Below are 23,668 nucleotides of genomic sequence, written 5' to 3'. Positions count from 1 at the left end.
GTAACGTACCCACAATTGCGGTTAAATTTTTAAACTTCTGCGCAAAGAACTGTCGAGGCAACGTAGACAATTATCGACGCGCATGTGATGCACTCATTGGGTCCCCACCAGTCAATACCCACACTAAAAGTGGGTGTGAAACAAACAAAATCAAGGAGATGGTTGAATTTACTCGCAAGTTGCAGTATCAATACCGACTCTGTCGGTGAAGACATCACCAACCTATTACAGGACACATCATGAACACCCTTTTCGCCATTTCTGCTGCTTTACTCTACGCATTGGCTGCGGCAGTACTTATTGGCAAATTCGTACATCAAGACGGCCCGAATAAGCGCCTCGGTCTATCTTTGGCAAGTATCGGGGCGTTGGCGCATATAGCATTTCTAATCAACGTGATAATTGTTTCGCCAGGGCAAGATATGAGCATAACAAATGTGTTATCTTTGGTGTCTTGGATCATCACCGTATCAATGCTTATTTTTGCTCGATCGATCCCCAACCTCATTCTGCTTCCTGTTGTTTTTGGTTTTGCTGCAATGGCCGTGTTAGCATCGCATTTAATTCCCGTATCGTACATAATGCACATCGAACTGCAGCCTGGGTTAGTGGTACATATTAGTTTGTCTCTTTTTGCATATTGCACATTGGTTATAGCGTTTTTATACGCACTTCAAATGTCGTACATAACCTACCGCCTAAAACAAAAAGGAGCGACATTGCTTCACTCCTCACTTCCGCCCCTTATGCTGGTCGAAAATATTCTTTTCAAATTATTACTCGCAGGAACGTGTTTGCTGTCGGTTTCGCTTCTTAGCGGATTTGTTTTCCTAGATGATATGCTAAATAAAACGTATGCACATAAAACGGTTCTTTCAGCATCAGCGCTCGTTGTCTTCCTTACGCTTGTTGTAGGTCAAAAACTGCGCGGCTGGCGAGGCAAGCAGGTAATAGCCATGACAGTGTTGGGCGTTGTATTACTCTCTCTCGCTTATTTTGGCAGTAAGTTGGTGAGAGAGCTGATATTGTAATCACTGAAAAAGCGCGAGAGTTGTATTTTCATTGGTTGTTTTTCCTTTAAATTGACCGATAAGGCATTTTCCTCTTGAAACCAGCTCTTCAAATCAATACATTTGAAGCCTAGTTATAAACAGGGCCCCCTAATTGGACGACATATCAACGAGTACGCTGTTCATTGCACTCGGCGTACTCATATTACTTTCTGCGTATTTTTCTAGTTCTGAAACAGGCATGATGTCGATAAACCGTTATCGGCTCAAGCATCTTCAAGGTGAAGGTAACCGTTCTGCTATTCGCGTAGCTAAACTACTCGACCGACCAGACCGCCTTATTGGCCTAATCCTCATAGGCAACAACCTGGTGAATATTGCGGCATCCTCGCTGGCTACAATTCTTTGTATACGGTTGTTTGGAGATTATTGGGGCTTGTTTGCTGCCACATTTGGTTTGACCCTTGTGCTACTTATATTTGCAGAAGTGACGCCAAAAACGCTTGCCGCACTATATCCAGAAAAAATTGCGTTTCCAAGTTCACTTATTCTTCTACCGCTATTAACGTTACTTTATCCTTTTGTGGCAGCAATAAATGGAATAACCAATGGTATTTTAGCACTGCTTCGAATTAGTCCTGCAAACGGTAGTGATGACTCTCTTAGCCGAGAAGAACTTCGCACTGTGGTTTTCGAGGCAGGCACTATGATCCCTAAAAAGCACCAAGATATGCTTGTAAGTATACTGGATCTTGAAAGCGTTACCGCCGAAGACATCATGGTACCAAGGGCCGAAATTTTTGCTATCGACATTAATGATGATTGGAAAAAAATTCAAAAAGCGTTAACGCATGCACAACATACCAGAGTCTTGTTGTATCGCGACAGCATTGACGATGCAGTGGGGTTTGTCCATGTGCGTGATGCGCTTCGCTTACTGTCAAAAGATCAGTTTACAAAATCTAGCCTCTTGCGTGCGGTAAGAGAAATATACTACACCCCAGAGTCAACGCCCTTGCACACGTTGATGTATAAGTTTCAAGCAGAGAAAGAACGCATTGCTCTTGTTGTAGATGAATACGGCGACATTATGGGCCTTGTAACTCTTGAGGATATCCTTGAAGAAATTATCGGTGACTTTACCACGAGCATGGTTCCTGATCACAGTAAAGAAGCCCACGTTCAGCAAGATGGCTCTGTTTTGGTTGACGGAAGTGCTAACGTTAGAGAACTCAATAAGGAAATGAACTGGAATTTACCGATTGAAGGGCCAAAAACCCTCAACGGTCTTTTGCTAGAATATCTTGAAGAAATTCCAGAAAACAAGGTGAGCGTTCGCCTTGCAGGCTACCCTCTTGAAATCGTTGATATCTCTGAAAATATGATAAAAACGGTTCGCGTAATGCCTGAATACTACGTTCCTCCTAGAGATACAAACCTAGAATAAGCCTTAACCTTTCGTTTCATCTGCAAGGCGCTGTGCGCGATTAGCCAGTGCCAACGCTTTAGCTTTGGCGACCTTGTCAGACAATACAGACAACTTTGCAATGATATCCTGCGTCTCCTCATCTTCGCGCAAATCTGCTTCCGCCATATGCGATTGCAACGAGCGCTTAAGGAGTTCAGGAATAGATTTACTGTCCATTACCCAACCTTTTAATAGAATAAACGATGACACTCTCAAATCGGTTATCGGCAAAGCAGCGACTTACTTAACACAAAATTTGAACAAATGACGATTATGCTACGGTGGGATTATAAACCTTGATAATGCGTAATTAATTTGCCTTTATGATCATTGAGGGAATACTTAATTACAGCAATTGAAGCAGTAGAAAATAGACTGGTCGTATACGATTGACAAAGCTCATCAACCAAATAACTCACTAATGGCATGTGACTAACTACGAGTAGACGCTTGATTGGTTTTTTTGTATTAACAGCATTGTGAATGATGGCGTCTATATAGTCGCTTGCTACTTTGGGCAAACCACTTGGAATAAATTCTTCGTCAATCTCAATTCTGTCAGAAACGATGTCCAGCGAGACCATATCATGCGTTTGACGCGCTCTGCTATAAGGACTCACCAATGCCAAATCGACGGTTCCGCTTGAACAATAGTGTTCTCTTAACCAGCTCGCAGCTTTTTTGGACTGCTCTCTTCCCAGCGTTGTTAATTGTCTACGCTTATCATCAATTTGTGGCGCCTCGGCTTCACCGTGCCGCATGATAAAAAGGTAGATGTCGTCGTTGCTACTTTGACCTGACATGACATTGCGCATAGTATTAATAACGTGGTATCAAAGATATCAGAGAGCAGTATCTACGCCTAGCGCTAAACAGAGAATATTGAAAATATTTGTACTTTATTTAAAGTTTTGCAAATTACAGCTTTACCGGTACCAAAGAAGTAAGGTGCTCATACAAAAAATGAGAACATGTGAGTAACACTATTAATTTCGAAACGGCAAGCCAAGTAACGCTTCAAAATGGCTTGCGAATTTTGCTATGCCATACACCAAATGCAAATGAATCGTTTGTCTCTATGGCAGTGCGTGCTGGGCACTTTTACGATCCTAAAGACTGCCAAGGCTTAGCCCACCTGTTAGAACATACGCTTTTTATGGGCAGCAGACATTTGCCAAAGCCCAATGCTATTAACGGGTTTATAGAGCAGCAAGGCGGAAGCATAAATGCTTGGACAGGCACAGAGTATGCTAATTATCATTTTAACTGCCGCGGTGACGCTCTAGCACAAGCACTCCCAGCTTTTGCAGATATGCTCCGTCAGCCATTATTTAAAAAAGAAGCGCTACAAAACGAAATACAAAGCATCAACGCAGAATTCGAATTCAAAAGAAAAGACGATCTGCGCAGACTCTATCAAATTCACAAAGAAACATGTAACCCAGCTCACCCATTTTCGAAGTTTTCAGTTGGAAACAGCGACACGTTTTCTCAACACAGTATCGAGCAACTTAAAGGGCGTTTACGAGAGATGCACGGCACATTCTACTGCGCGAAAAATATGTGTCTTTGCATAGCTAGCCCAATGCCTTTCGAACAACTACGCGCTCTTGCGGCTCAGTGTTTTGGCTCTCTGCACGAGGGTGAGCTTGCAGACGACAACTGGCCACCTCTTTACACACAAGAACAGCTTCAAATACAGATTAATATAAATCCGTTACAATCAGCGAAACGCATGATCGTGACATTTTCACTCCCTGCATTACAAAACAATTACAAAACCAAGCCCTTAAACTACATCAGCCACCTCATTGGGGATGAAGGAGAAGGAAGCCTTCTCGCCTACCTCAAACAGCAGGACTGGGCACTAAATTTAATAGCAGGCTCCGGAATTGAAGGGGATAAATTTAAAGACTTTAATGTGAGCTTTCAGCTTACTCAAAAAGGATTAGAGAACAAAGAGAGAATAATAGAGGCCTTGTTTAGCTACATCGCACTTATAAAAAATGCCACGAGTGAACAGTGGCGGTTTCAAGAAAAAGCGCAGTTAAACGCGTTAGCATTAGAATACGAAGAAAATGTAAAAGCCTTGAGCTTGGTCACTGAGTACGCGCAGCATCAATTCATTTTTTCGCCTGAAGAAATGCCGCTTTTGCGCTCGACAATCGGTGACTATGACGAGTATGTATTAAAAAGTGCATTAGGTTACTTCTCTCCCGAAAATATGCGCCTGAAGATCATTTCGAAAGACGTTAAAACGACAAAAGTCTGCGCCTTCTACGCGGCGGAATATGACGTACAAAAACTAGACAGTCAGTTCGTTGAACAGCTTCGTAAACCTCAATTTATTGAAGCCCTATCGCTCCCTCCACCCAATCCGTATTTAGGTAAAGAATATCATCTTGTTTTGCCTGAATCTGGGTTTAACGTTCCGAACAAGCTGATGGATAGCGGTGACTTCAGGTTCTGGTTTGCGCAAGATCAACAGTTTCATAGTCCCAAGGGTGACATTTACATTTCTTTTGATACAAAAGACTTTTCGAATTCATTAGCGGCGGTAGCAGCGAAGCGCATATGGCTAGGAGCACTGAATGATTATCTTCAGGCAAAGTATTATCGAGCAGAAATAGCTGGCCTTCATTATCGAATCTATGGACATCAAGCTGGATTCACGCTTCACACTCGCGGTTTTACCAATCAACAGCCTTTACTGGCAAGCCAGCTTCTTGATGCCGTATTTAACTACACGCCAGACCTAAAAGCGTTTGAACATCATCGTTCACTTCAGATTCAAAGCTTACACAACTCACTATTGAACAAACCAACAAATCGGCTTTTTTCAAGACTGAGCGTGTTGATCCAGCGCAACACACAGGCGCCCGTAGAGCTCTTAGACGTGATAGAAAATGTCACTTACTCGCAGTTAATTGCATTGAAAGAGTCCGCTTTTGAACGCTATTTTGTTGAAGCGTTCATGCATGGCAACTGGACAAGTGACGAAGCGAATACGTTCTGCGAAACATTAAAAACGGCGTGTGCAAGGAAAGGAGGCGCGCCATTATCGCGGGCAGTGTCGAAGCTCCCTGTCGGAGAATCTCTCTATCATGAGGTAAATTGCGAGCATGATGATGCGGCTGTCGTTCTTTACCTTCAGGCTCCCTCAGCAAGTCAAAACGACACTGCCTTGTGTATGGTGTTGGAACAAATGCTAGCGGCACCTTTTTTTAATGCACTGCGTACCGAACAGCAGTTAGGATATATAGTCGGCACGGGCTATGTTCCTCACAATCAGCACCCCGGCATGGCATTTTACATTCAAAGCCCGCTAGCTGGACCTAAACAATTGCTAGAAGCAATGACGACGTTTTTATACGAACAGCTTAATGAGATAGAATTTTATCGTTTTTATTGGCCTACAATACAGCAAAATTTAGTGAAACAATTGGAGGAAAGGGACCTCACACTGTCAATGAAATCACAGCGCTTATGGGTGAGTCTGGGTACGCAGGACTTAGCGTTTAATAGAAATACATTATTAGCGCAATGTATTCGAAGTTTAACATTTGAAGATATACAGCATTACGCAGATCAGTTAGCTAAACGAGAGCGCTGCGGTGAACTCATACTGTACTCAAAAGGAAAATTTGACGGTATCGAAATGCGCAAAAAGAGAATGATAAGCAGTATATCTGATTTTAAACAGCAAATTCCTTATTACTAGAGCGTGTTGTTCCTTGTTCTGCCCTACTTATTTTGATTACCAAACCACATTCGGCGCGCCTCGACCACAATGCGCTTCCGCTACACAATTCGTACAGCAAAAATCAACATCGTCTGGGCTTTAAACACTTCAGACAACTAAATCACCCAAGTCTATAAAGATTTACCATCTGCCGCCGATACTGCAAAAGCAAAGTAGTAATAATTTTGTTCATTTAATACTCCATCATTTTGAATATCCTAAAAAGTCCTTGTAGCCGCAGATTTTATTCGGCATATTTGAGAAGCTAGTTGTAAGGGATGCTACTAGGACATACAAAAATTATAAATAGCGTTTGCTAAGGTGTATAGGTGCGCTCAACCCTAATAGTCTCAATATCGATCGTTGTGTTGCTGTTGTCAGGTGGATTTTTCCGACCTACACAAGCGATTGAAATATCCGATCTTCACTTTGCTGAAGTCAATAAGCGACACGGATTATCGGATGCCACTGTCTTAGACATTGTCGAGGACGGTATGGGATATATTTGGCTAGCCACCTCAAACGGCCTGAATCGTTACTCGGGCTACGAAGATATTAAAAAGTATCACCCTTCTGATATCGACCCTAACTCTATTCCAGCAGGGTTTATTCAAACATTGTTTGTATCCTCTGACGGCACGTTATGGGTGGGGACTCACGCGGGATTAGCAAAATACCAACCTCTCTCTGACAATTTTAAAGTTTTTAACCGTGGAAATTCAGTGATTAAGACTGAACATATCACCGCAATATCTGAGAGTACTGATGGTCATATTCTTTTTGCAGACAGAAAATTCCTCTACAAATTAGATAAAAAAAGTGAAGTCGTTTCTGTTGTTACTCAACTATTTAATGAAGAAAGCCTTATTAAGGTCATCTTTGACGAAAAAGACAAAACGTGGGTCGGCTCGAATGAGTTTGGTGCGATAGTTATCGACAAGGAGAATGGCAAGACACTAAGGCTCTCTGAACCAAACCCTTGGAACATCTTGGTAAACGTTAGAGCCCTTCACGATATCGAAGTCATTAATGATGTTTATTGGCTGGCGACCAGCGACGGAATAAAAGGCATATCGCCTAGCGGACGCTTAGTAGGTAACGTCAGTATAAATGCTGAAGAAAGTAATCAGCCCGTTAATGTTTTGTCTTTAGAACGCGTCGATAACGAGCTTTGGGTAGGTTCAACATCGGGCCTTTACGTTATCAACGACGTAGAAACCCTTAGCAACGATAAAGCGCGAAAAATACTTCACTTAAATTCTGATACCTACGATGCAACAGGCCTTCCTGCTGCCATCGTTATAAAAGTTATTCAAGATCGCTCAGGCGTAGTATGGGCCGGCACATTTAGACAGGGCGCATTCAGATACCACCCAGAATACGCCAAGGTGCACTTTCAACCTGTGTATAATTCACCCAGAAAACATGAGGACAACTACTCAACTATTTGGGGTTTTGGAGAGTCATCTGCTGGAGACCTGTTTATTGTGTCTCAACAAAGAGGACTAGGTAAACTTGAAAAAGCCTCTGGCGAAATAACCTTTTTTGATTTGCCCGCTTCAGTGGGTTCTGACGTAACGTTCTGGGATCTTACCATCGACAAATACGATGTCATTTGGCTCGCTACATCAGACGGCCTCAAGGCCATAAAAGTTAAATCAAACGAAGCGGAAATCGTTGCTAGCTTTTTTGACGGCGAGTTCATTGACAACATCCACCAAGACGACAACTACATTTGGATATGGCTTAACCAAAAAGGAACGTTTGGTGTTGACTATTCAAATGTATTTGTTAGTGATGTGGAAAAACGTATTCGCGCTCTTGATTCCTCTCAAATCGCAAACACTGTGCTACCGATTTACACCGATAGACTTAATAGACTGTGGTTGAGAGATGATAAAACACTTTATGTATATTCACTTTCAGAAGAGAAAGTTGTTAAGCGACTTGATAGCGATTCAGGCCTTAACTCTATCGTTTATGGCGTTTACGAAACCCATGATGCTTACTGGCTAACCTCGCGCTCCGACGGTGTGATTCAAATAAATAAAGAAACGCTTAACGTTGAAAACAAACAGCTTAGAAACGACAAGCATGGGTACATCACCTCCACCATAGGCATCGATAATAGCATTTGGTATTCAGACACATCCGGTCTGCATCAAATCCGACTTCCCTCGTTAACCGAAGAAGATACTATCCTCAATGCTGACTTAAGCTATAACTCCCTCGGAGAAGGCGCAGTGTTAGCAACCAGTGACGGCACCATTTACTTCGGAGGAACACGGGGCTTTAACAAAATTACTAAATCGCTGTCTGTGCAATCTACGCAAAATAAGGCTACGCTTCAGCCTCAGCTGTCCCAATTTAGTATTTTCGGCACCCATCATACATACGCGAAGGTATCTCAAGACAGACTTAAGCCTTACTTTTCAACAGAAAACATTACCTACGCGCAGCAAAAGCAGCTTAATTACGACGAGTCGCGTTTTAGCATCTCTTTCGGCTTAGTAAATTCAGTATATCCTCAGCAGGTAGCATATCGATATAAACTTACTGGCTTTGATGATGAATGGACGTTTCTAGAGAAAGAAAACACCGCCAAATTCAATAACGTTTCGTTCGGTAACTATACTTTTGAAGTTCAGGCAAAGGAGCCCGGTAAAGCCTGGTCTCCAAGCAGAGTGCTTGATATTCACGTGGCACGCCCCCCTTGGCTACATACCGTGGCACTTATTTTTTACGGGCTGGTTGCCTTTGCTATTTTTGGCTTTATGGCCCGCCAATATCAGCTGCGCAAGGCGAATCAACGGGTTATTAAAGACTCTGAAGAACGTTTGAAGCTGACACTTTGGAGTTCAGGCGACGAATTATGGGACTGGGACGTATATAAAGGCCAAGTCTACAGGTCGAACACCTGGGGCACGCTTGACTTTCCACAAGATGACATTCGAACCGCCGGCGCGTATCAATCAAATATTCACCCTAACGATATTGAACGGGTTAAGCAGTCTCTGCGAGAACACCTTGAAGGGAAAAATGAGTTTTATGAATTAACCTATAGGGCTAAAACATTTAACAACCAATGGATTTGGATTTTAGACCGCGGAAAAGTGGTTGAGCGAGACCAGAACAATCAGCCTATTCGGATGACAGGTACGCTAAAAAACATTCAACATTTAAAGCTGGCAGAAGAGCAACTTAATTTATTTAAGCGCTCAATTGAAAATATTTCGGAAGGTGTATTTATTACCAATACGCTGTTTAAGTTTATAAGCGTAAATAACGCATACTGCAGTTATACCGGCGAGACGAGAGACCAAGCCCTCGCTAGCTACATGCACTTTCATTTATACCCAGACGCCTTCACGGCTGAAATCAAGAAAACCCTCAAGGCGAAGGGAAACTGGTCTGGGGAAGTGGAGAGCGTAAGGGTAAACGGTGAACGCTACGAAATGGAGCTAAATATAGATGCGGTGTATGACGAAGACGGTAAAATCAGCCACTTCGTTGGCGTATTCAGCGATATTACTTCGAGAAAAAATACAGAAAAGGAACTGCTTAAGCTTGCCAATGTCGACCCTCTGACTGAGTTGCCCAATCGTTCATTCTTCCAAGCAAGCCACCAAAATCTGGTCCGTAAAGACACAAGACACGCATTATTGTGTTTAGATATGGATAATTTCAAAAAGATTAATGATTCATTGGGCCATCAAACGGGCGATATTTTAATTAAGCAGATAGCAAAGCGCCTACAGCGCATAACCGGCCGAATTGCGACCTGCTATCGTCTAGGCGGTGATGAGTTTAGTATTTTAATGGAAGACACCGCAGATATTCACACTGTCACTCACCACGCGCAAAGTTTGCTCGATACATTGTCTCGCCCATTTATTATCAATAAACAAGAATTTGTGTTGGGCGCAAGTGTCGGGATCGCGTTTTACCCTGACGACGGTAACTCGCCACAAGAGCTACTTAAGAATGCAGATACCGCTATGTATTTTGCTAAGAATAACGGCGGCAATAGCTATCAATTCTTCAGTGGCGAAATGAACCAAAATGCGGTTAGACAACTGCAAATAGAAAATCTTATTAGGCAAGGGATCAAAGATGACTTGTTCACTGTTTATTACCAGCCAAAGGTAGATATTACGTCAGGTAAATTAACCAGCATGGAGGCCTTAGTTCGCTTTGTGCACCCCACGAAAGGCATTGTTAGCCCGGGACAATTTATTCCACTGGCGGAGCAAACAGGGCAAATCATCGAAATTGGCGAACAAGTTTTACGAAAAGCATGCTTAGACACCAAGCGGTGGGTGCAGGAAGGTCTATTTACCGGCAGAGTGGCCGTTAATATATCGGCCAAGCAATTCGAGCTACCTGATTTAGACGATAGAATTAACGCTATCCTCAATGAAGTGGGGTTATCGCCCTTGCATTTAGAGTGCGAAATAACTGAAGGGACGTTGATGGAAAGCCCGGAAAATGCCCTTCAAATGATGAAAAGGCTTCGAGAAAGAGGCATTCATCTGGCGCTTGACGACTTCGGAACAGGTTACTCTTCTTTGGCCTATTTAAAGCGATTCCCGCTCAACACGCTAAAAATTGATCGGGCCTTCATTAGCGATATCGCCAACAGTAATGTCGACAGGCATATGGTCGCGGCAATAATTAATATTGCCCACAACTTAGGGCTTAAAGTAGTGGCTGAAGGTGTAGAAGAAGAGTCTCAGCTTGACATTTTACGTCGCTACGACTGCGAAATGTTACAAGGGTTCTTGTATAGCCGCCCCTTAAATGCCGAGCGCTTTGAAAAACTTCTTAACGAAAATCATCAATTACACACCATTTTAAATCAGCCTAATTTGTGAGCCTGCCAGCGCTCATGGAGATAGTTACAGCTTAATACTTTTTCACAAAACGTGGCGCTGAGAAAATCGACCATAATACCAATCCGCATATTATTAAAAATTGAGTTCTAGCCCGCTTTATCTTGATTGCTTGGAAAATTTCTTCGTCAATTTTCTTGTTACTCGTCACTATCGCTAACACACTTTAGATAAATAAATAATTGGGGTAATGATGAAGCAATGCTAAGTCCTGCTGTTTAGCGTGCTAATTTTGACACTTTTTACCTCTTAGCGGCAATCTCATTCCCTTACTACTAAGGTTTATTAGACTTAAGTGTCATTTTTTTAGCGCACTAGCTTTCAACAAATCATAAGCCACTGTTTTTTATAGATTTTTCATATTTGGCACACATCTCGCTATAACCTCTATGCCGATTTACCAAATAATTAATCGATCGGTTTTGTTTGTTCGTTTAAAAATATCAGAGGAAATTAAAATGTTAAAAGAGTACGCAGTTGCACTAGTACTATCTACAGCCACTCCAGTTGTTGCAGACGCTCAAGAAGGCGCAAAACAAGCTCCTGAAACTAAAAAAGAAGTAGCGACTGAAACTAACGTAGAAAAGCCTAAATCAGGTAATAACGGTTTCGGTATGTGGGGCTTTTAATAAGCGCTAAACAGTTTCCAAAGAGAGAGCATTGCTCTCTTTTTTTTTGCCTGTTTCGCTAACTACCTGTCCTCACTACGCCGTGAAATAAAGGTTGTTAAACCCCACCGCATTGCGCCAGTGGATGTGACGTGATATTGAGAACATGGGCAACAAAATTGGACCAAGAACAAAGCCTGCTATCGCCCACTTCTTTGCATTCATTCCCCACTTAAACGACTCCACATAAAAATAAAGTGATGAAAACACGCTTAAAAGCATCAGTGATAACATTCGTTCCCCTGCTATTTGTTGAATGTAAACCAAACACTCGAAAGTACAATAAATACACAGAAAGTGTTTAATAAATATGCCAAATATTTGACACAACAACTTCTCAAAACGCCGCGAATTCTACCCAAAATAGAATAATAAACCAGCAAAAATACGTAATAGATATAAAAAAACCGGGCAGAGCCCGGTTTTTTAACACTTTATAAACTTAATTATAAAACTTTTGATCGTTTTCAGCCATGTTTACTAACACGTCCGCAGGTGCGAATTTATCACCTACAGCAGTAGCATAATGATTTAAACGAGCAACAAGATGTTTAATTCCTAGCGTATCCATATAGCGGAATGGACCGCCTAAGAATGGAGGGAAGCCAATACCGAAGATAGCGCCAATGTCGCCGTCGCGTGCATTGCGAATAACGCCTTCATCTAAACAGCGTGCCGCTTCGTTAAGCATCATTAATACACAGCGTTCCGCTACTTCCTTTTCGCTTAGTTTGGCAGAAGGTGAAAGACCCAGTAGTTCGTAGATTGACTCGTCCACTTCTTTACCTGGCTTTTTGCCTTCGTAAGAATAAAACCCTTTCTGGTTCTTTTTACCTTTTCTGCCGTCTGCAAGCACTTTATCGAAAGCACTAGGCGCAGTGAAGCGCTCGCCGAACGCCTCTACAAGGAATGGGATGATCTTAGTGCCAACATCAATACCCACTTCATCAAGCAGTTTCACTGGGCCTACAGGGAAGCCAAACTTAACCAGTGACTTGTCGATATGCTCGATAGGCTCACCGTCAAGAATAAGGTTTGCTGCTTCATTCATGTAAGGCGCTAAAATACGGTTTACATAGAAACCCGCACCGTCTTTAACAACAACCGGCGTTTTGCCTTGCTTCTTAGCAAACTCTACCGTTGATGAGATGACTTGATCAGACGTTTTGTCGTGAGCAATAACTTCGGCCAAAGGCATTTTGTCTACTGGCGAGAAATAATGCAGACCAATCACGTTTTCAGGACGTGCTGCTTTAGCTGCAATTTGCGTAATAGGAATAGACGAGGTGTTAGACGCGAAAATCGTGCTTTCTTTGCAGTTTTCTTCAATATCCGCCACCATTTTTTGCTTAAGATCTAAATCTTCGAAAACCGCCTCAACCACGATATCAGCATCCTGGTAACCGCTGTAATCAAGCGTACCGGTAAGAAGCGCTAACTGCTTCTGCATTTCGCTGTTACGCATGAAACGCTTCTTCACTTTTTTGTTTAAGATGTCATAGCTATATTTCATCGCGTTGGCGATGCCTTCAGCACGCACGTCTTTAATACGTACGGGTACACCTGCTTTGGTCGACGTTACATAGGCAATACCACCGCCCATTAAACCGCCACCAAGTACACCTACTTTCTTCATTTTTTCAGGTTTCACACCTTCAACGCCGTTTTCTTTCTTCATTTCTGTGGTAGCGAAGAAAATCTGACGTAACTGGAAAGATTCCGGCGTCATCACTAGCTTACCAAAGGCTTCAGCTTCGGCTTTAAGCCCCGCTTTCATCCCTTCGTTCATGCCCGTTTCAATAACATCAATAATGTAACCTGGCGCTGGATAATTACCTTTGGTTTTTGCAAACGTCGCTTCCCGCGCTTTTTTGAACATCATGTTTCGGCCTGGGCCGGTTTTCTCTAACACTTTGTCCATAACGCTCTTTTGCGGCGCTTCACGTTCTGGTTTGCGTTTAAGCGCAAACTGTTCAGCAACCTTCAAAAGCACGCTGTGTGGCACCACTTCATCAACAATGCCGTACTTTTTAGCTTGTTTAGCGCGTGCAGGTGAACCAGTAAGCATCATCTTCATCGCTTGCTGAACACCAATTAAGCGAGGAAGGCGCTGTGTACCACCGCTGCCCGGCAACAAGCCAAGCTGCACTTCCGGTAGACCTACCTGAGTACTAGGTGAATCGGTACATACGCGATAGTGACATGCAAGCGCAAGCTCTAAACCACCGCCTAACGCTGGGCCATGGATAGCCGCAACAAAGGTCGCCTTCATGTTTTCAATTCTATCGAAAATAGCTTGGCCGCCAGCGGCGATAGTTGTGGCGTCTTCAGCGGTTTTGCAAGCTGCTAGCATGGTGATATCGGCACCCGCTACAAATGAGCTTGGCTTGCCGCTTGTGAGTACTACACCTTTGATGCTGCTGTCGCGCTCTATATCGTCAAGCATGGCAGAAATTTCATCGCCAAACTCAGCTTTAAGCGTATTCATGCTCTCGCCAGGTACGTCCATGCTAAGAATAGCAACACCATTGTCTTGCTTGGTTAATGTAAATGCGCCTGATGTTGGCTGAACTTCATTTGTCATTTCTTGTTCCTGACTCATATTATTCTGTCTCCACAATCATTGCGGCACCAAGACCACCCGCAGCACATGCTGTCAATAAGCCTGTACCACCGCCACGACGATTTAGTTCGTTAAGCATTTGCGTGATCATGCGAGTACCCGTTGCAGCAAACGGGTGACCATAGGCAATTGAACTACCCATTACGTTGAACTTGTCCATGTCAATTTCGCCCGTCGCTTTGTCGCGGCCAAGTTTCTCTTTAGCGAACTTGTCACTTGCGAACATCTTAACGTTTGCCAAGGTTTGCGCTGCAAACGCTTCGTGCATTTCAATTAGCGTTAAGTCAGTTAACGTCATGCCTGCGCGGTCTAGCGCAATAGGTGTCGCATACGACGGCCCCATTAGCATGTCTTCCCACACGTCGATTGCCGAGAACGCGTAGCTCTTGATGTAACCCAGCGGCGTATAGCCTAGTTCTTTCGCTCGGCTTTCTGTCATCATCAGCACGGCAGAAGCGCCGTCGGTAAGCGGTGTGGCGTTTGCCGCTGTTACCGAGCCGTATTTTTTATCAAATACTGGGCGAAGTTTCGCGTAGCCTTCAAGCTTAGAATCGAAGCGTACGTTGTTATCGCGCTCAAGCGCTCCTTTGTACGGTTCTGCGTAAGCAGTCATCACTTCACTAGACAGCTTACCTGCTTCCCAGCTTTCAGCGGCCAGGCTGTGCGAGCGATGTGCAAGCTTGTCTTGCTCTTCGCGAGAAATTTGATGTGTTTTTGCCATCTGCTCTGCTGTTTGCCCCATCGACAAACCTGTAGAGTACTCAGCGACTGCAGGAGGTACTGGCGCTAAGTCTTTTAGGCTTAAACGCTTGAAGATGTTTAGCTTTTGACCCAACGTTTTGGTTTTCTGTAAATCTACCAGCGCGCGCGCAAGGTTCTTCGATACACCGATAGGTGACACTGACGTTGAATCTGCACCACCAGCGATACCCACCTGTACCGTACCTGCCATCATGCTTTCAGCGATATTTACCGCTGACTGAAAGCTTGTAGCACATGCACGAGATACGCTGTAAGCGTCGGTATGGATATTCATGCCTGTACCAAGCACAATCTCGCGCGCAATGTTTGGCGCTTCAGGCATTTGCACTACCTGACCGTAGACAACTTGATCAACCCACTCTTTTTGAACACCATGGCGAACGAGAAGTTCGTTTACGACCATTTTACCTAGATCAACAGCCGGAACACCGTGGAAATATGTAGCCATCTTCGCAAACGGAGTACGCAACCCCGCGACAATGGCGATGCGATCACCCTCTCGGGTAGTAACTGATTGTTTTGTTGCCATAATGCACCTAAATTAATGACCACCCTCTGTTTGAGCTTACCTCACGAAGTGGTCTGACCTGTAATAAACCCGATTTTTACAAACAATGAACAAAATAGCAAATAATGCAGGATTAAGGGCAATATAAATGAAACTAAAGTTTGCCTTTCTCCTTGAATTCGCGTCTTCACTCCGTACCGAATTAACGCCACCACGATGAGTGCCCCATCACATATCTTATTTTTATTGCTGTTTGACGACTTGAAGAAAGATAGAATGAACCTTATATGGAAATGAAAGTCTGTTTTGTGTCATTGTGACGGGTAGTCGCTATTTGTATTGATGAGTAGTTCACTTTTTAGCTAAGCGATCACTTTTTTAAGAATTCATAGGCGCATTCGTTTTAATGACACTTCCTGATAACGAGAACACAAACGGAAATTTTGCAATATGGCAGCAGCGCAATTTCAGCAGTTACATGCTTATTTAGATCAGCAAATTATTGGACAACATGCGTTAACCAAAAGCCTTCTTATCGCGCTTTTGGCTGACGGACACCTTCTGGTAGAAGGTCCTCCAGGGCTTGCAAAAACACGCGCAATCAATGCACTTGCTAACGGTATTGACGGAGACTTCCATCGCGTGCAATTTACCCCAGACCTTTTGCCTGCCGATTTAACCGGAACAGACATATACCGTCCCGAGACCGGTGAGTTTGTTTTTCAGAAAGGGCCGCTTTTTCACAACTTAGTGCTAGCCGACGAAATCAACCGTGCACCTGCGAAAGTACAGTCAGCCCTGCTTGAAGCCATGGCAGAACGTCAAATTACGGTGGGCAGTAAAACCTACCCTCTTCCTCCGCTATTTTTAGTAATGGCAACGCAAAACCCGCTAGAGCAAGAAGGAACTTATCCACTCCCTGAAGCACAGCTAGACCGGTTCTTAATGCACGTGGATATCGACTACCCCGGTGCCGAGACAGAGCTAGAAATATTGCGTTTGACCCGAGGTGAAGCGCTTTCAGAACCACCTGTTACGCCACCTACGCTCACACAAGACGATATTTTCACATCGCGTAAAGAAGCGTTGTCTTTGTATATGGCGCCTGAGTTAGAACAGTATTTAGTTCAGCTAATTATGGCTACACGACAGCCTGCAAATTTTGACGCAGAATTAGGCCAATGGATAGCAATGGGAACAAGCCCACGTGCAACCATCAGCTTAGATCGCTGTGCTCGCGCTCACGCATGGCTTAGCGGCAGAGATTTTGTAGGCCCAGATGATATACAAGCTGTGGTGCACAACGTACTTCGCCATCGCATTATTCTGTCATATCAAGCCGAAGCTGAAGGCGTAACGATTAACGACGTACTTGACAAAATAGTTGCAACTGTCGCAGTTCCTTAAGTTATGGTGAATGTACAAGCGCAACTAGACAAGCTGCAAAGTAACGGGGTGTCACTGTCTACCGCGGAGCTACTTCGCTATCAGCAGTTAGCTAAGCTTTTTAGCCTAGCGCCGAAACGTATGCCACAAGCTAAACTTGCAGGGAGTTATCTCACTAAGCACAAAGGCCGGGGCATGGAGTTTGATGAGGCCCGTCATTATCAGCCTGGTGATGATATTCGCGCTATCGATTGGCGCGTTACTGCGCGCACGGGTAAAACTCACACTAAAGTGTATCGGGAAGAGCGAGAGCGCCCGGTTTTTCTATTCTGTGACTACCTACCCTCAATGGCATTTGGCACGCAACTGCTTACTAAAGCAGTACAAGCCGCGCACGTATCTTCATTGATTAGCTGGTCTGCTGCCGCTCGTGGTGACAAGGTTGGCGCACTGGTATTTAACCAGCAACAGCACAAAGAAATTAAACCGCTTACCCGAAAAAAAGCCGTGCTGCACGTGTGTCATGAACTTATGGCATTGCACGAACAGAGCGCGCAGTCTAAGCCGGACAAAGTCAAAGACGAACAAGCTTTTGCCGATGCGTGCGCTAGGGCAAGACGATTAGCAAGGCCGGGGAGCCTGGTTTATCTCGTGTCAGACTTTCAGCATTTAAGTACCCAAGCTATTCAGCATTTAAGTCACCTAACACGACACTGTGAAGTGAGGGCCATCGTAATTAACGACCCGATAGAACACGCCTTGCCACAAACCACTTCATTACAAACCGTCAGCGTGTCTGATGGACAAAACCAACAACGCTGGGTGTTAGGCGACAATACCGAGCAACAGCAGTATCAAAAGTGGCGCAGCGAACACAACAGCGCGATAAACAACACCTTGCGCAAAAGCAATATCGCTCGATTCAGCGTTTCAGCGGGCCTTCCTTTAGATGAACAGCTTCAGAGTATGCAGCAAGAACAACGGTTGGAGCTTTATTAATGTATAGCAGTATTCTTTCAACCCATTTTTTATCAAACTTTCTATCTAGTTACACAAAATCAGCTGCTCAATCGATGCCACCGGCAAACCAAATGCCAGTGCCCCCTCAGCAGCAAGACCCACTTGCTCAACTGCGCGACATACACGTACCTACAGAGGTCAACATTTGGCCATTAGATTGGGGATGGTGGGTCGCTATCGCAGTAGTCTTACTTGCTCTATTTTGCCTGTATAAAGCGATCACTGCTCACCTACGTCATAACAAGGCGCGTAAGCAAGCTCTAGCCTTACTTGAATCGGTTTCAGCACAACAAGGTAATTGGCCGGTGGCGTTAAACTCAATTCTAAAACGCACGGCTATGAGCTATTACCCAACTCAGCAGGTAGCAGGGTTATACGGTAAACAGTGGCAAGCGTTCTTAACCTCTGCATTGAAAAGTAGTGATAGCAAACTTGAAAGTGATTTAGGTTTGTTAGTAAGCACTGTTTATCAAGCCACCCCCAACCCAAATGATTTTGAAACCTGCAAAGGGGCGGTAAAAAAGTGGCTTTCAAAAGCCAAACTGCCAAAAAACAAGGGGGCTAAAGGCGGTGTGAATGGTGGCGGTCTAAACAATGGCAGCTCTCATGATAAACAAGCCAAGGAGCCGCATCATGCTTAACTTTGCTTGGTGGTGGGTCTTTTTTGTACTGCCCTTGCCTATTATCGTACGCCTGCTTTCTAAAAAAGCACAAGACATGCCCATGGCTGCATTGCGGGTTCCAAGTTTGCGACCTGGCGATGTGTCAGAGCAAACCCAGTTGAAACAAACCAAAATTCCGCTAGTGATAAGTAGCTTGATATGGCTGCTGCTCGTAACGGCTGCCGCGCGCCCTCAATGGTTAGGAGAGCCTGTTAGTATACCGAACGAAGGTCGGGAAATGATGTTAGCGGTAGACTTATCGGGCAGTATGAAGATAGATGACATGCAGCTAAACGGCCGACAAGTTAACCGTTTAACCATGACGAAGTCGGTGGTTTATGACTTTATTCAACGTCGCGTAGGCGACAGAATTGGCCTTATCTTATTTGCCGATACCGCCTACGTTCAAGCGCCGCTCACCTATGACAGAGATACGGTTTCTACACTTCTCAGTGAAGCTGTCATTGGATTGGTTGGCGAACAAACGGCCATAGGCGATGCGATAGGTTTAGCGGTTAAGCGCTTTGACGAACGGGAAGAGTCTAACAACGTTTTAATTCTTCTTACCGATGGGCAAAATACTGCAGGAAATATTACACCCGAGCAGGCTAAAGAGTTGGCAATTAGCAAGGGTGTGAAGGTTTACACTATTGGCGTAGGCGCAGATAAAATGCTGATCCAAAGCTTTTTCGGCAGCCGACAAATAAACCCATCGCAAGAACTTGATGAAGGCATGTTAACCGACATTGCGACTAGCACTGGCGGCCAATATTTTAGGGCTCGAAATGCCCAGGAACTTCAGGCTATTTATCAACAACTTGACGCCCTTGAGCCTATTGAAGGTGAAACGCGTAAAATGCGTCCATTAAGCGCACTGTTTTACTATCCCCTTAGTGCGGCGATACTGTTGTCAGCACTATGGGCATTGTTCGCGGTTCTTTTATCAACATTTCGCTACTTCACACAAAGACGAATTAATTTGTCCGCGCAGCACCCGAATTCCGCTAATGCAATACAAGCGGCCCAAGCAGCTCAAATAAATAGGGAGACGAAATAATGGAATTCGACTTCTTAAATCAATTTCATTTTTTACGCCCCGAATGGTTTATCGCGCTCGCTCCCTTGATGTTGCTTGTGCTTTTAATTAGAAAAACCACGGCTAAACAATCGGGCTGGCAATCTGTGATCCCTGCACACCTATATCAATACATGGTGATTGGAAAAAGTGAAATGGGCACAAAACCACCAATGTGGATGCTTGCTTTTGTGTGGATTGTAAGTGTGATAGCACTCGCTGGCCCAACGTGGGAACGCCTGCCGCAGCCGGTTTACCAGTTAAAAGTAGGGCACGTTATCGTTGTAGATATGTCGCTTTCAATGCGCGCTACCGATATGACGCCAGACCGGCTCACGCGCGCCAAATATAAAGCCATAGATCTCGTTAACGCTATTGGTGAAGGTGAAATGGGCTTGGTTGCTTACGCTGGCGATGCGTTTGTCATTAGCCCCTTAACCGAAGACGCAGGAAATATCACAACCCTAATCCCAAGCCTGTCACCGGAAATTATGCCCGTGCCAGGCAGCGACCCTCTGCTAGGTATAGAAAGTGCGTCTGAACTACTTACTAATGCCGGATATAACTCAGGCATGATTTACTGGATAACTGATGGCATAGAGTTAGAGCAACAACAAGAGCTTCAAGAGTATGTGGCTTCTATTCCTTTTACAGTAAATGCACTTACCGTTGGGACATCTGAAGGCGCCCCTATTCGCCAGCAAAGCGGCGAGCTCTTGAAAGACTTCACCGGCAGCATCGTTATTCCCAAGTTAAATGAAGACGCAGTGAAAGGTGTGGTTAAAGCGAGCGGCGGACGCTTTGAATCTTTTACAGCCAACGACACCGACATTAATGCCCTCGCTTCGGTATCTCTGCTGGATAAAAGCGACAGCGAAGAGAACGAAGAAGAGAGTAATTTACAAGGAGACCAGTGGAAAGAAGTTGGCCCTTACTTGCTGCTTATACTTCTTCCGTTTGCCGCCTTCGCCTTCAAACGCGGATTAGTATTTATTGTATTCGTTGGTCTTATTAGCCCCACTGTGATGAAGAACGCTCATGCCTTGCAGGATGCTGAGCCTTCGGTCGTCACTGGAGCTCAGGTCGCAAAGGAGACGGCAAACAAACCCGACTCACTTTCATGGTGGCAAACGCCATTTATGAACGACAATCAGGAAGCATTAAACAGCTACCAAAGAGGTAAATACAAAGACGCCGTTAATCAGTTTAATGACGACACTTGGAAAGCATCATCACTTTATAAATCAGGTGACTACGAAGGTGCATTAAATGCCTTCAAAAGCATTCCTGGTCCCGAGAGCCTTTACAACCAAGGTAATGCACTGGCAAAACTCGGCAAGCTTGAAGATGCTATTAAGAAATATGAGCAGGCGTTAAATGAAGCCCCCGACTTTAACGATGCAAGAACCAATAAAAAGATTGTCGAGGATTTGCTTCAACAGCAGCAACAGCAAAATCAGGAGCAAAACCAAAGCGAAAAGGGTGATGATGGCGAACAGAGTGACTCGCAGAATAATGGCCAAGATAGCTCTGATAACTCTGATGACTCTGATAACTCTGATGACAATAAGCAATCAGAAGACCAAAACAATCAGGAAGGTTCAAACGACCAGAGTGGTCAGCAAGACGATAATGAGGGTCAACAGTCTGACCAAAGCCAAGCTAACGATGAACAGCAAAATAGCGGAGATAACTCACAACAGCCTGATGATTCCGAGATGAACAGTCAGAACGAGTCATCAGACTCTCAGCAGCAAAATGCAGAACAGGAAGAGTCTGAACAAGGTGACAGCGCGCAAGCACAAGAAGATGAACAACCAGCAGAGCAAGAAGCACAGGCTATGCAAGGTCAAGAAACCGAGCTTACCGACGCAGAAAAAGAAGAGCTTCAGCGAATGGAGAGTTTAATGCGTCGCGTGCCAGACGACCCTGCATTCTTACTGAAACGAAAAATGCAATTAGAAGCACAAAAACGTAAGCGTCAACGTATGCCTTCAAACCGGAGTGATTGGTAGATGAGAGCCTTATTACAGTCTACACGTATAGTTTTTTTACTAACTCTACTAGTAAGCGCGGCAACCTATGCCGATGTAAACTCGGTAGAAGCGACCATCGATAGAAACCCTGTTATGGTCGACGAAGCCATTCGCTTAACCGTTACTGCAGACGGCAGTGCAGACAGAGATGCCTTTGACAGCTCTCCCCTGCTTAAAGATTTTGTTGTCGGCAGAACATCGGTAAGTAGCCAAACGTCAATCATTAATTTCGACACCAAGCGCACTACCGTTTGGACCACTACGTTATTTCCTCGCAAGGAGGGCACGTTCACTATTCCCGCGTTAACCATTGAAGGGAAATCGACCAAGCCTATTGAGGTGAAAGTTATTCCGGTTCAAGAACAAAGCAACGTGGCAAGAGACTATTTTGTTACGACGGATATCGACTTGAAAGAGGCTTATTTAAATCAACAGCTGCTGTACACGGTTAAGCTGTTTCTTTCTAGCAATATTGAGCGCGGTAGTCTACAAGCGCCAGAAATGCAAAATGCGGAAATTACTCAACTTGGTGATGACAGACAGTATACAGATATCGTAAATGGTAGAAGGTATCAGATTATAGAGCGTCAATTTGCTGTTGTACCGCAAGCGTCTGGTGAATTTACGCTAAGAGGCCCCATCTTCACTGGCGAAGTGATGGCTGCCAATACTAACCAACGTTTTGGCTTCTTTAACCGTACCCAGCAAATTAATCGGGTTGGGCCTGATATTACGGTGAATATCAAGCCTATTCCTCAGGGAATTGATTATCCATGGCTGCCTTCTGAAATGGTAAGAGTGGATGAAGAATGGCCTCAAGGTGATAGTTTTGTAGCCGGCGAGCCCGTAACACGTATTGTCACGCTGACGGCACTGGGCGTTGTGGAAGAGCAGCTTCCGGATATTCCTGAGTTTTATCCGCCAAACTTTAAACTGTATCCAGATCAATCAAACACAACGACAGTTGAAAAAGACCAGAGCTTAATTTCACAGCGCCAAACATCATTGGCTATTATTCCAACGCAGCCAGGTAACTTTGTCTTACCTGAAATTACTATCCCTTGGTTTAATACGCTTACTCAGCAAACTGAGTATGCCACTATTCCCGCTCGTTCAATTACGGTAGCGCCAGCGTCTGGCGCAAATAATGCCAATACTCCGAATATGCTAAACACTCCATCAGCCAGTAGTGCAAGCAGTGAAGATATTCAAAACGATATTCCGTCCACTGCAACACAGCCTAACGCTAGTGCTAGCAATGAGGGTAAACCATTAGACAGCGCTTCAGGTAAAGTCAATACTGACGAAAATACCCAGCTTAATTGGATGATAACTGGTGCACTATTTGCGCTGTTCGTTATTGCACTTGCGGGATGGCTATTTACTTACAGAAAGCTCAAGCAGTTTCAGATGATGGGGCCTGGGATCACTAACAAAACCGGTTCTGCACAGCGCCTCCACGCCTATGCTCAGTGGGATGAAAAAGCACAGTTCCAAAACCTAATGTCAGTAATAAAGGCAAAAGACACAAGCTCACTTACGCCCGTGCTTAAACAGTGGATAGCCGCATTAACTTTGGGTAAAGCGCAACTTTCGCAGTTTGAAGGGATCAACGGCAGTGTTAATGCGCTCTATGCACTGCGGTTCTCAGCCAGAAAAACTGATGCGAACCACCAATCTAAGCAAATGACGGAGGCTTTAGAAAAACTTTCATCGGAAATAAAGCTTGCTCGCAACGAATGGAAGCAGAAAAGCACTGGAAGCAAACACACGTTATCTAACTTATATCCTGCTTCATAAAACGCATTTCATTTGC

16 protein-coding genes are annotated in these 23,668 nt (G+C 44.3%); 11 read left to right on the top strand and 5 right to left on the bottom strand.

The window, feature by feature from the left end; genetic code table 11:
- The first annotated feature begins 239 nt into the window (after positions 1-239).
- Positions 240-1,031, top strand: coding sequence for an inner membrane protein YpjD (locus BK026_RS01225; RefSeq protein ID WP_071814158.1), 792 nt, complete (start codon positions 240-242; stop codon positions 1,029-1,031).
- 133 nt (positions 1,032-1,164) lie between these two features.
- Complete coding sequence (locus BK026_RS01220; RefSeq protein ID WP_071814157.1) at positions 1,165-2,457, top strand: HlyC/CorC family transporter; 1,293 nt, start codon at positions 1,165-1,167, stop codon at positions 2,455-2,457.
- 3 nt (positions 2,458-2,460) lie between these two features.
- On the opposite strand, the gene BK026_RS01215 is transcribed toward BK026_RS01220, so the two are convergent.
- Together BK026_RS01215 and sixA are read right to left on the bottom strand one after the other, a co-directional pair.
- Positions 2,461-2,655: a hypothetical protein gene (locus BK026_RS01215; RefSeq protein WP_071814156.1), complete on the bottom strand. Its 195-nt coding sequence runs from the start codon at positions 2,653-2,655 to the stop codon at positions 2,461-2,463.
- A gap of 110 nt (positions 2,656-2,765) precedes the next feature.
- Positions 2,766-3,281, bottom strand: coding sequence for a phosphohistidine phosphatase SixA (gene sixA, locus BK026_RS01210; protein ID WP_256253575.1), 516 nt, complete (start codon positions 3,279-3,281; stop codon positions 2,766-2,768).
- A 170-nt stretch (positions 3,282-3,451) separates the two neighbouring features.
- Here sixA and BK026_RS01205 point away from each other — a divergent pair, with 170 nt between their 5' ends.
- The 3 genes from BK026_RS01205 to BK026_RS19585 all read left to right on the top strand — a co-directional run bounded on the left by BK026_RS01205 (position 3,452) and on the right by BK026_RS19585 (position 11,741).
- Positions 3,452-6,199 carry an insulinase family protein gene (locus tag BK026_RS01205; protein ID WP_071814154.1) on the top strand — a complete coding sequence of 916 codons (2,748 nt, stop codon included), beginning with the start codon at positions 3,452-3,454 and terminating at the stop codon, positions 6,197-6,199.
- Between the two features lie 350 nt (positions 6,200-6,549).
- A complete protein-coding gene (locus tag BK026_RS01200) occupies positions 6,550-11,094 on the top strand; it encodes an EAL domain-containing protein (protein WP_071814153.1) in 4,545 nt (1,514 codons plus the stop codon).
- A gap of 476 nt (positions 11,095-11,570) precedes the next feature.
- Positions 11,571-11,741 (top strand): hypothetical protein, encoded by a 171-nt coding sequence (locus BK026_RS19585; protein ID WP_177247866.1) that lies wholly within the window; start codon positions 11,571-11,573, stop codon positions 11,739-11,741.
- A gap of 75 nt (positions 11,742-11,816) precedes the next feature.
- Here the strand turns inward: BK026_RS19585 and BK026_RS01190 are convergent, their stop codons facing one another.
- The 3 genes from BK026_RS01190 to fadI form a co-directional block, all read right to left on the bottom strand.
- On the bottom strand, positions 11,817-12,014 hold the full coding sequence (locus tag BK026_RS01190; protein WP_071814151.1) for a hypothetical protein: 198 nt from the start codon (positions 12,012-12,014) through the stop codon (positions 11,817-11,819).
- Between the two features lie 208 nt (positions 12,015-12,222).
- A complete protein-coding gene (fadJ, locus tag BK026_RS01185) occupies positions 12,223-14,364 on the bottom strand; it encodes a fatty acid oxidation complex subunit alpha FadJ (RefSeq protein ID WP_071817424.1) in 2,142 nt (713 codons plus the stop codon).
- 19 nt (positions 14,365-14,383) lie between these two features.
- Positions 14,384-15,694 carry an acetyl-CoA C-acyltransferase FadI gene (fadI, locus tag BK026_RS01180; protein ID WP_071814150.1) on the bottom strand — a complete coding sequence of 437 codons (1,311 nt, stop codon included), beginning with the start codon at positions 15,692-15,694 and terminating at the stop codon, positions 14,384-14,386.
- A 429-nt stretch (positions 15,695-16,123) separates the two neighbouring features.
- Here fadI and BK026_RS01175 point away from each other — a divergent pair, with 429 nt between their 5' ends.
- From BK026_RS01175 to BK026_RS01150, 6 genes are read left to right on the top strand one after another with little or no spacing between them, the layout of a single operon-like run.
- The gene (locus BK026_RS01175) at positions 16,124-17,080 is read left to right on the top strand and encodes a MoxR family ATPase (protein ID WP_014948808.1); all 957 of its coding nucleotides are present in this window, start codon (positions 16,124-16,126) and stop codon (positions 17,078-17,080) included.
- Positions 17,081-17,083: 3 nt separating this feature from the next.
- Positions 17,084-18,058 carry a DUF58 domain-containing protein gene (locus BK026_RS01170; RefSeq protein WP_071814149.1) on the top strand — a complete coding sequence of 325 codons (975 nt, stop codon included), beginning with the start codon at positions 17,084-17,086 and terminating at the stop codon, positions 18,056-18,058.
- A complete protein-coding gene (locus BK026_RS01165; RefSeq protein ID WP_071814148.1) occupies positions 18,058-18,720 on the top strand; it encodes a DUF4381 domain-containing protein in 663 nt (220 codons plus the stop codon). The genes BK026_RS01170 and BK026_RS01165 overlap by 1 nt, the downstream gene beginning before the upstream one ends.
- A complete protein-coding gene (locus BK026_RS01160; protein WP_071814147.1) occupies positions 18,713-19,798 on the top strand; it encodes a VWA domain-containing protein in 1,086 nt (361 codons plus the stop codon). The genes BK026_RS01165 and BK026_RS01160 overlap by 8 nt, the downstream gene beginning before the upstream one ends.
- Positions 19,798-21,831 carry a VWA domain-containing protein gene (locus BK026_RS01155; RefSeq protein WP_071814146.1) on the top strand — a complete coding sequence of 678 codons (2,034 nt, stop codon included), beginning with the start codon at positions 19,798-19,800 and terminating at the stop codon, positions 21,829-21,831. Before BK026_RS01160 ends, BK026_RS01155 begins: the two co-directional genes overlap by 1 nt.
- Complete coding sequence (locus tag BK026_RS01150; RefSeq protein ID WP_071814145.1) at positions 21,832-23,652, top strand: BatD family protein; 1,821 nt, start codon at positions 21,832-21,834, stop codon at positions 23,650-23,652.
- Positions 23,653-23,668: the final 16 nt, after the last annotated feature.

Source organism: Alteromonas sp. V450, from assembly GCF_001885075.1.
GTDB lineage: Bacteria > Pseudomonadota > Gammaproteobacteria > Enterobacterales > Alteromonadaceae > Alteromonas.
The sequence above is the reverse complement of the archived record's forward strand: the minus strand, read 5'-3'. Positions and strand labels throughout refer to the sequence as shown.

Coding starts and splice junctions, on each gene's coding strand:
- BK026_RS01225 (WP_071814158.1), top strand. CDS start 240: ATGAACACCCTTTTCGCCATTTCTGCTGCTTTACTCTACGCATTGGCT.
- BK026_RS01215 (WP_071814156.1), bottom strand. CDS start 2,655: ATGGACAGTAAATCTATTCCTGAACTCCTTAAGCGCTCGTTGCAATCG.
- sixA (WP_256253575.1), bottom strand. CDS start 3,281: ATGTCAGGTCAAAGTAGCAACGACGACATCTACCTTTTTATCATGCGG.
- BK026_RS19585 (WP_177247866.1), top strand. CDS start 11,571: ATGTTAAAAGAGTACGCAGTTGCACTAGTACTATCTACAGCCACTCCA.
- BK026_RS01190 (WP_071814151.1), bottom strand. CDS start 12,014: ATGTTATCACTGATGCTTTTAAGCGTGTTTTCATCACTTTATTTTTAT.
- fadJ (WP_071817424.1), bottom strand. CDS start 14,364: ATGACAAATGAAGTTCAGCCAACATCAGGCGCATTTACATTAACCAAG.
- fadI (WP_071814150.1), bottom strand. CDS start 15,694: ATGGCAACAAAACAATCAGTTACTACCCGAGAGGGTGATCGCATCGCC.
- BK026_RS01175 (WP_014948808.1), top strand. CDS start 16,124: ATGGCAGCAGCGCAATTTCAGCAGTTACATGCTTATTTAGATCAGCAA.
- BK026_RS01170 (WP_071814149.1), top strand. CDS start 17,084: ATGGTGAATGTACAAGCGCAACTAGACAAGCTGCAAAGTAACGGGGTG.
- BK026_RS01165 (WP_071814148.1), top strand. CDS start 18,058: ATGTATAGCAGTATTCTTTCAACCCATTTTTTATCAAACTTTCTATCT.
- BK026_RS01160 (WP_071814147.1), top strand. CDS start 18,713: ATGCTTAACTTTGCTTGGTGGTGGGTCTTTTTTGTACTGCCCTTGCCT.
- BK026_RS01155 (WP_071814146.1), top strand. CDS start 19,798: ATGGAATTCGACTTCTTAAATCAATTTCATTTTTTACGCCCCGAATGG.
- BK026_RS01150 (WP_071814145.1), top strand. CDS start 21,832: ATGAGAGCCTTATTACAGTCTACACGTATAGTTTTTTTACTAACTCTA.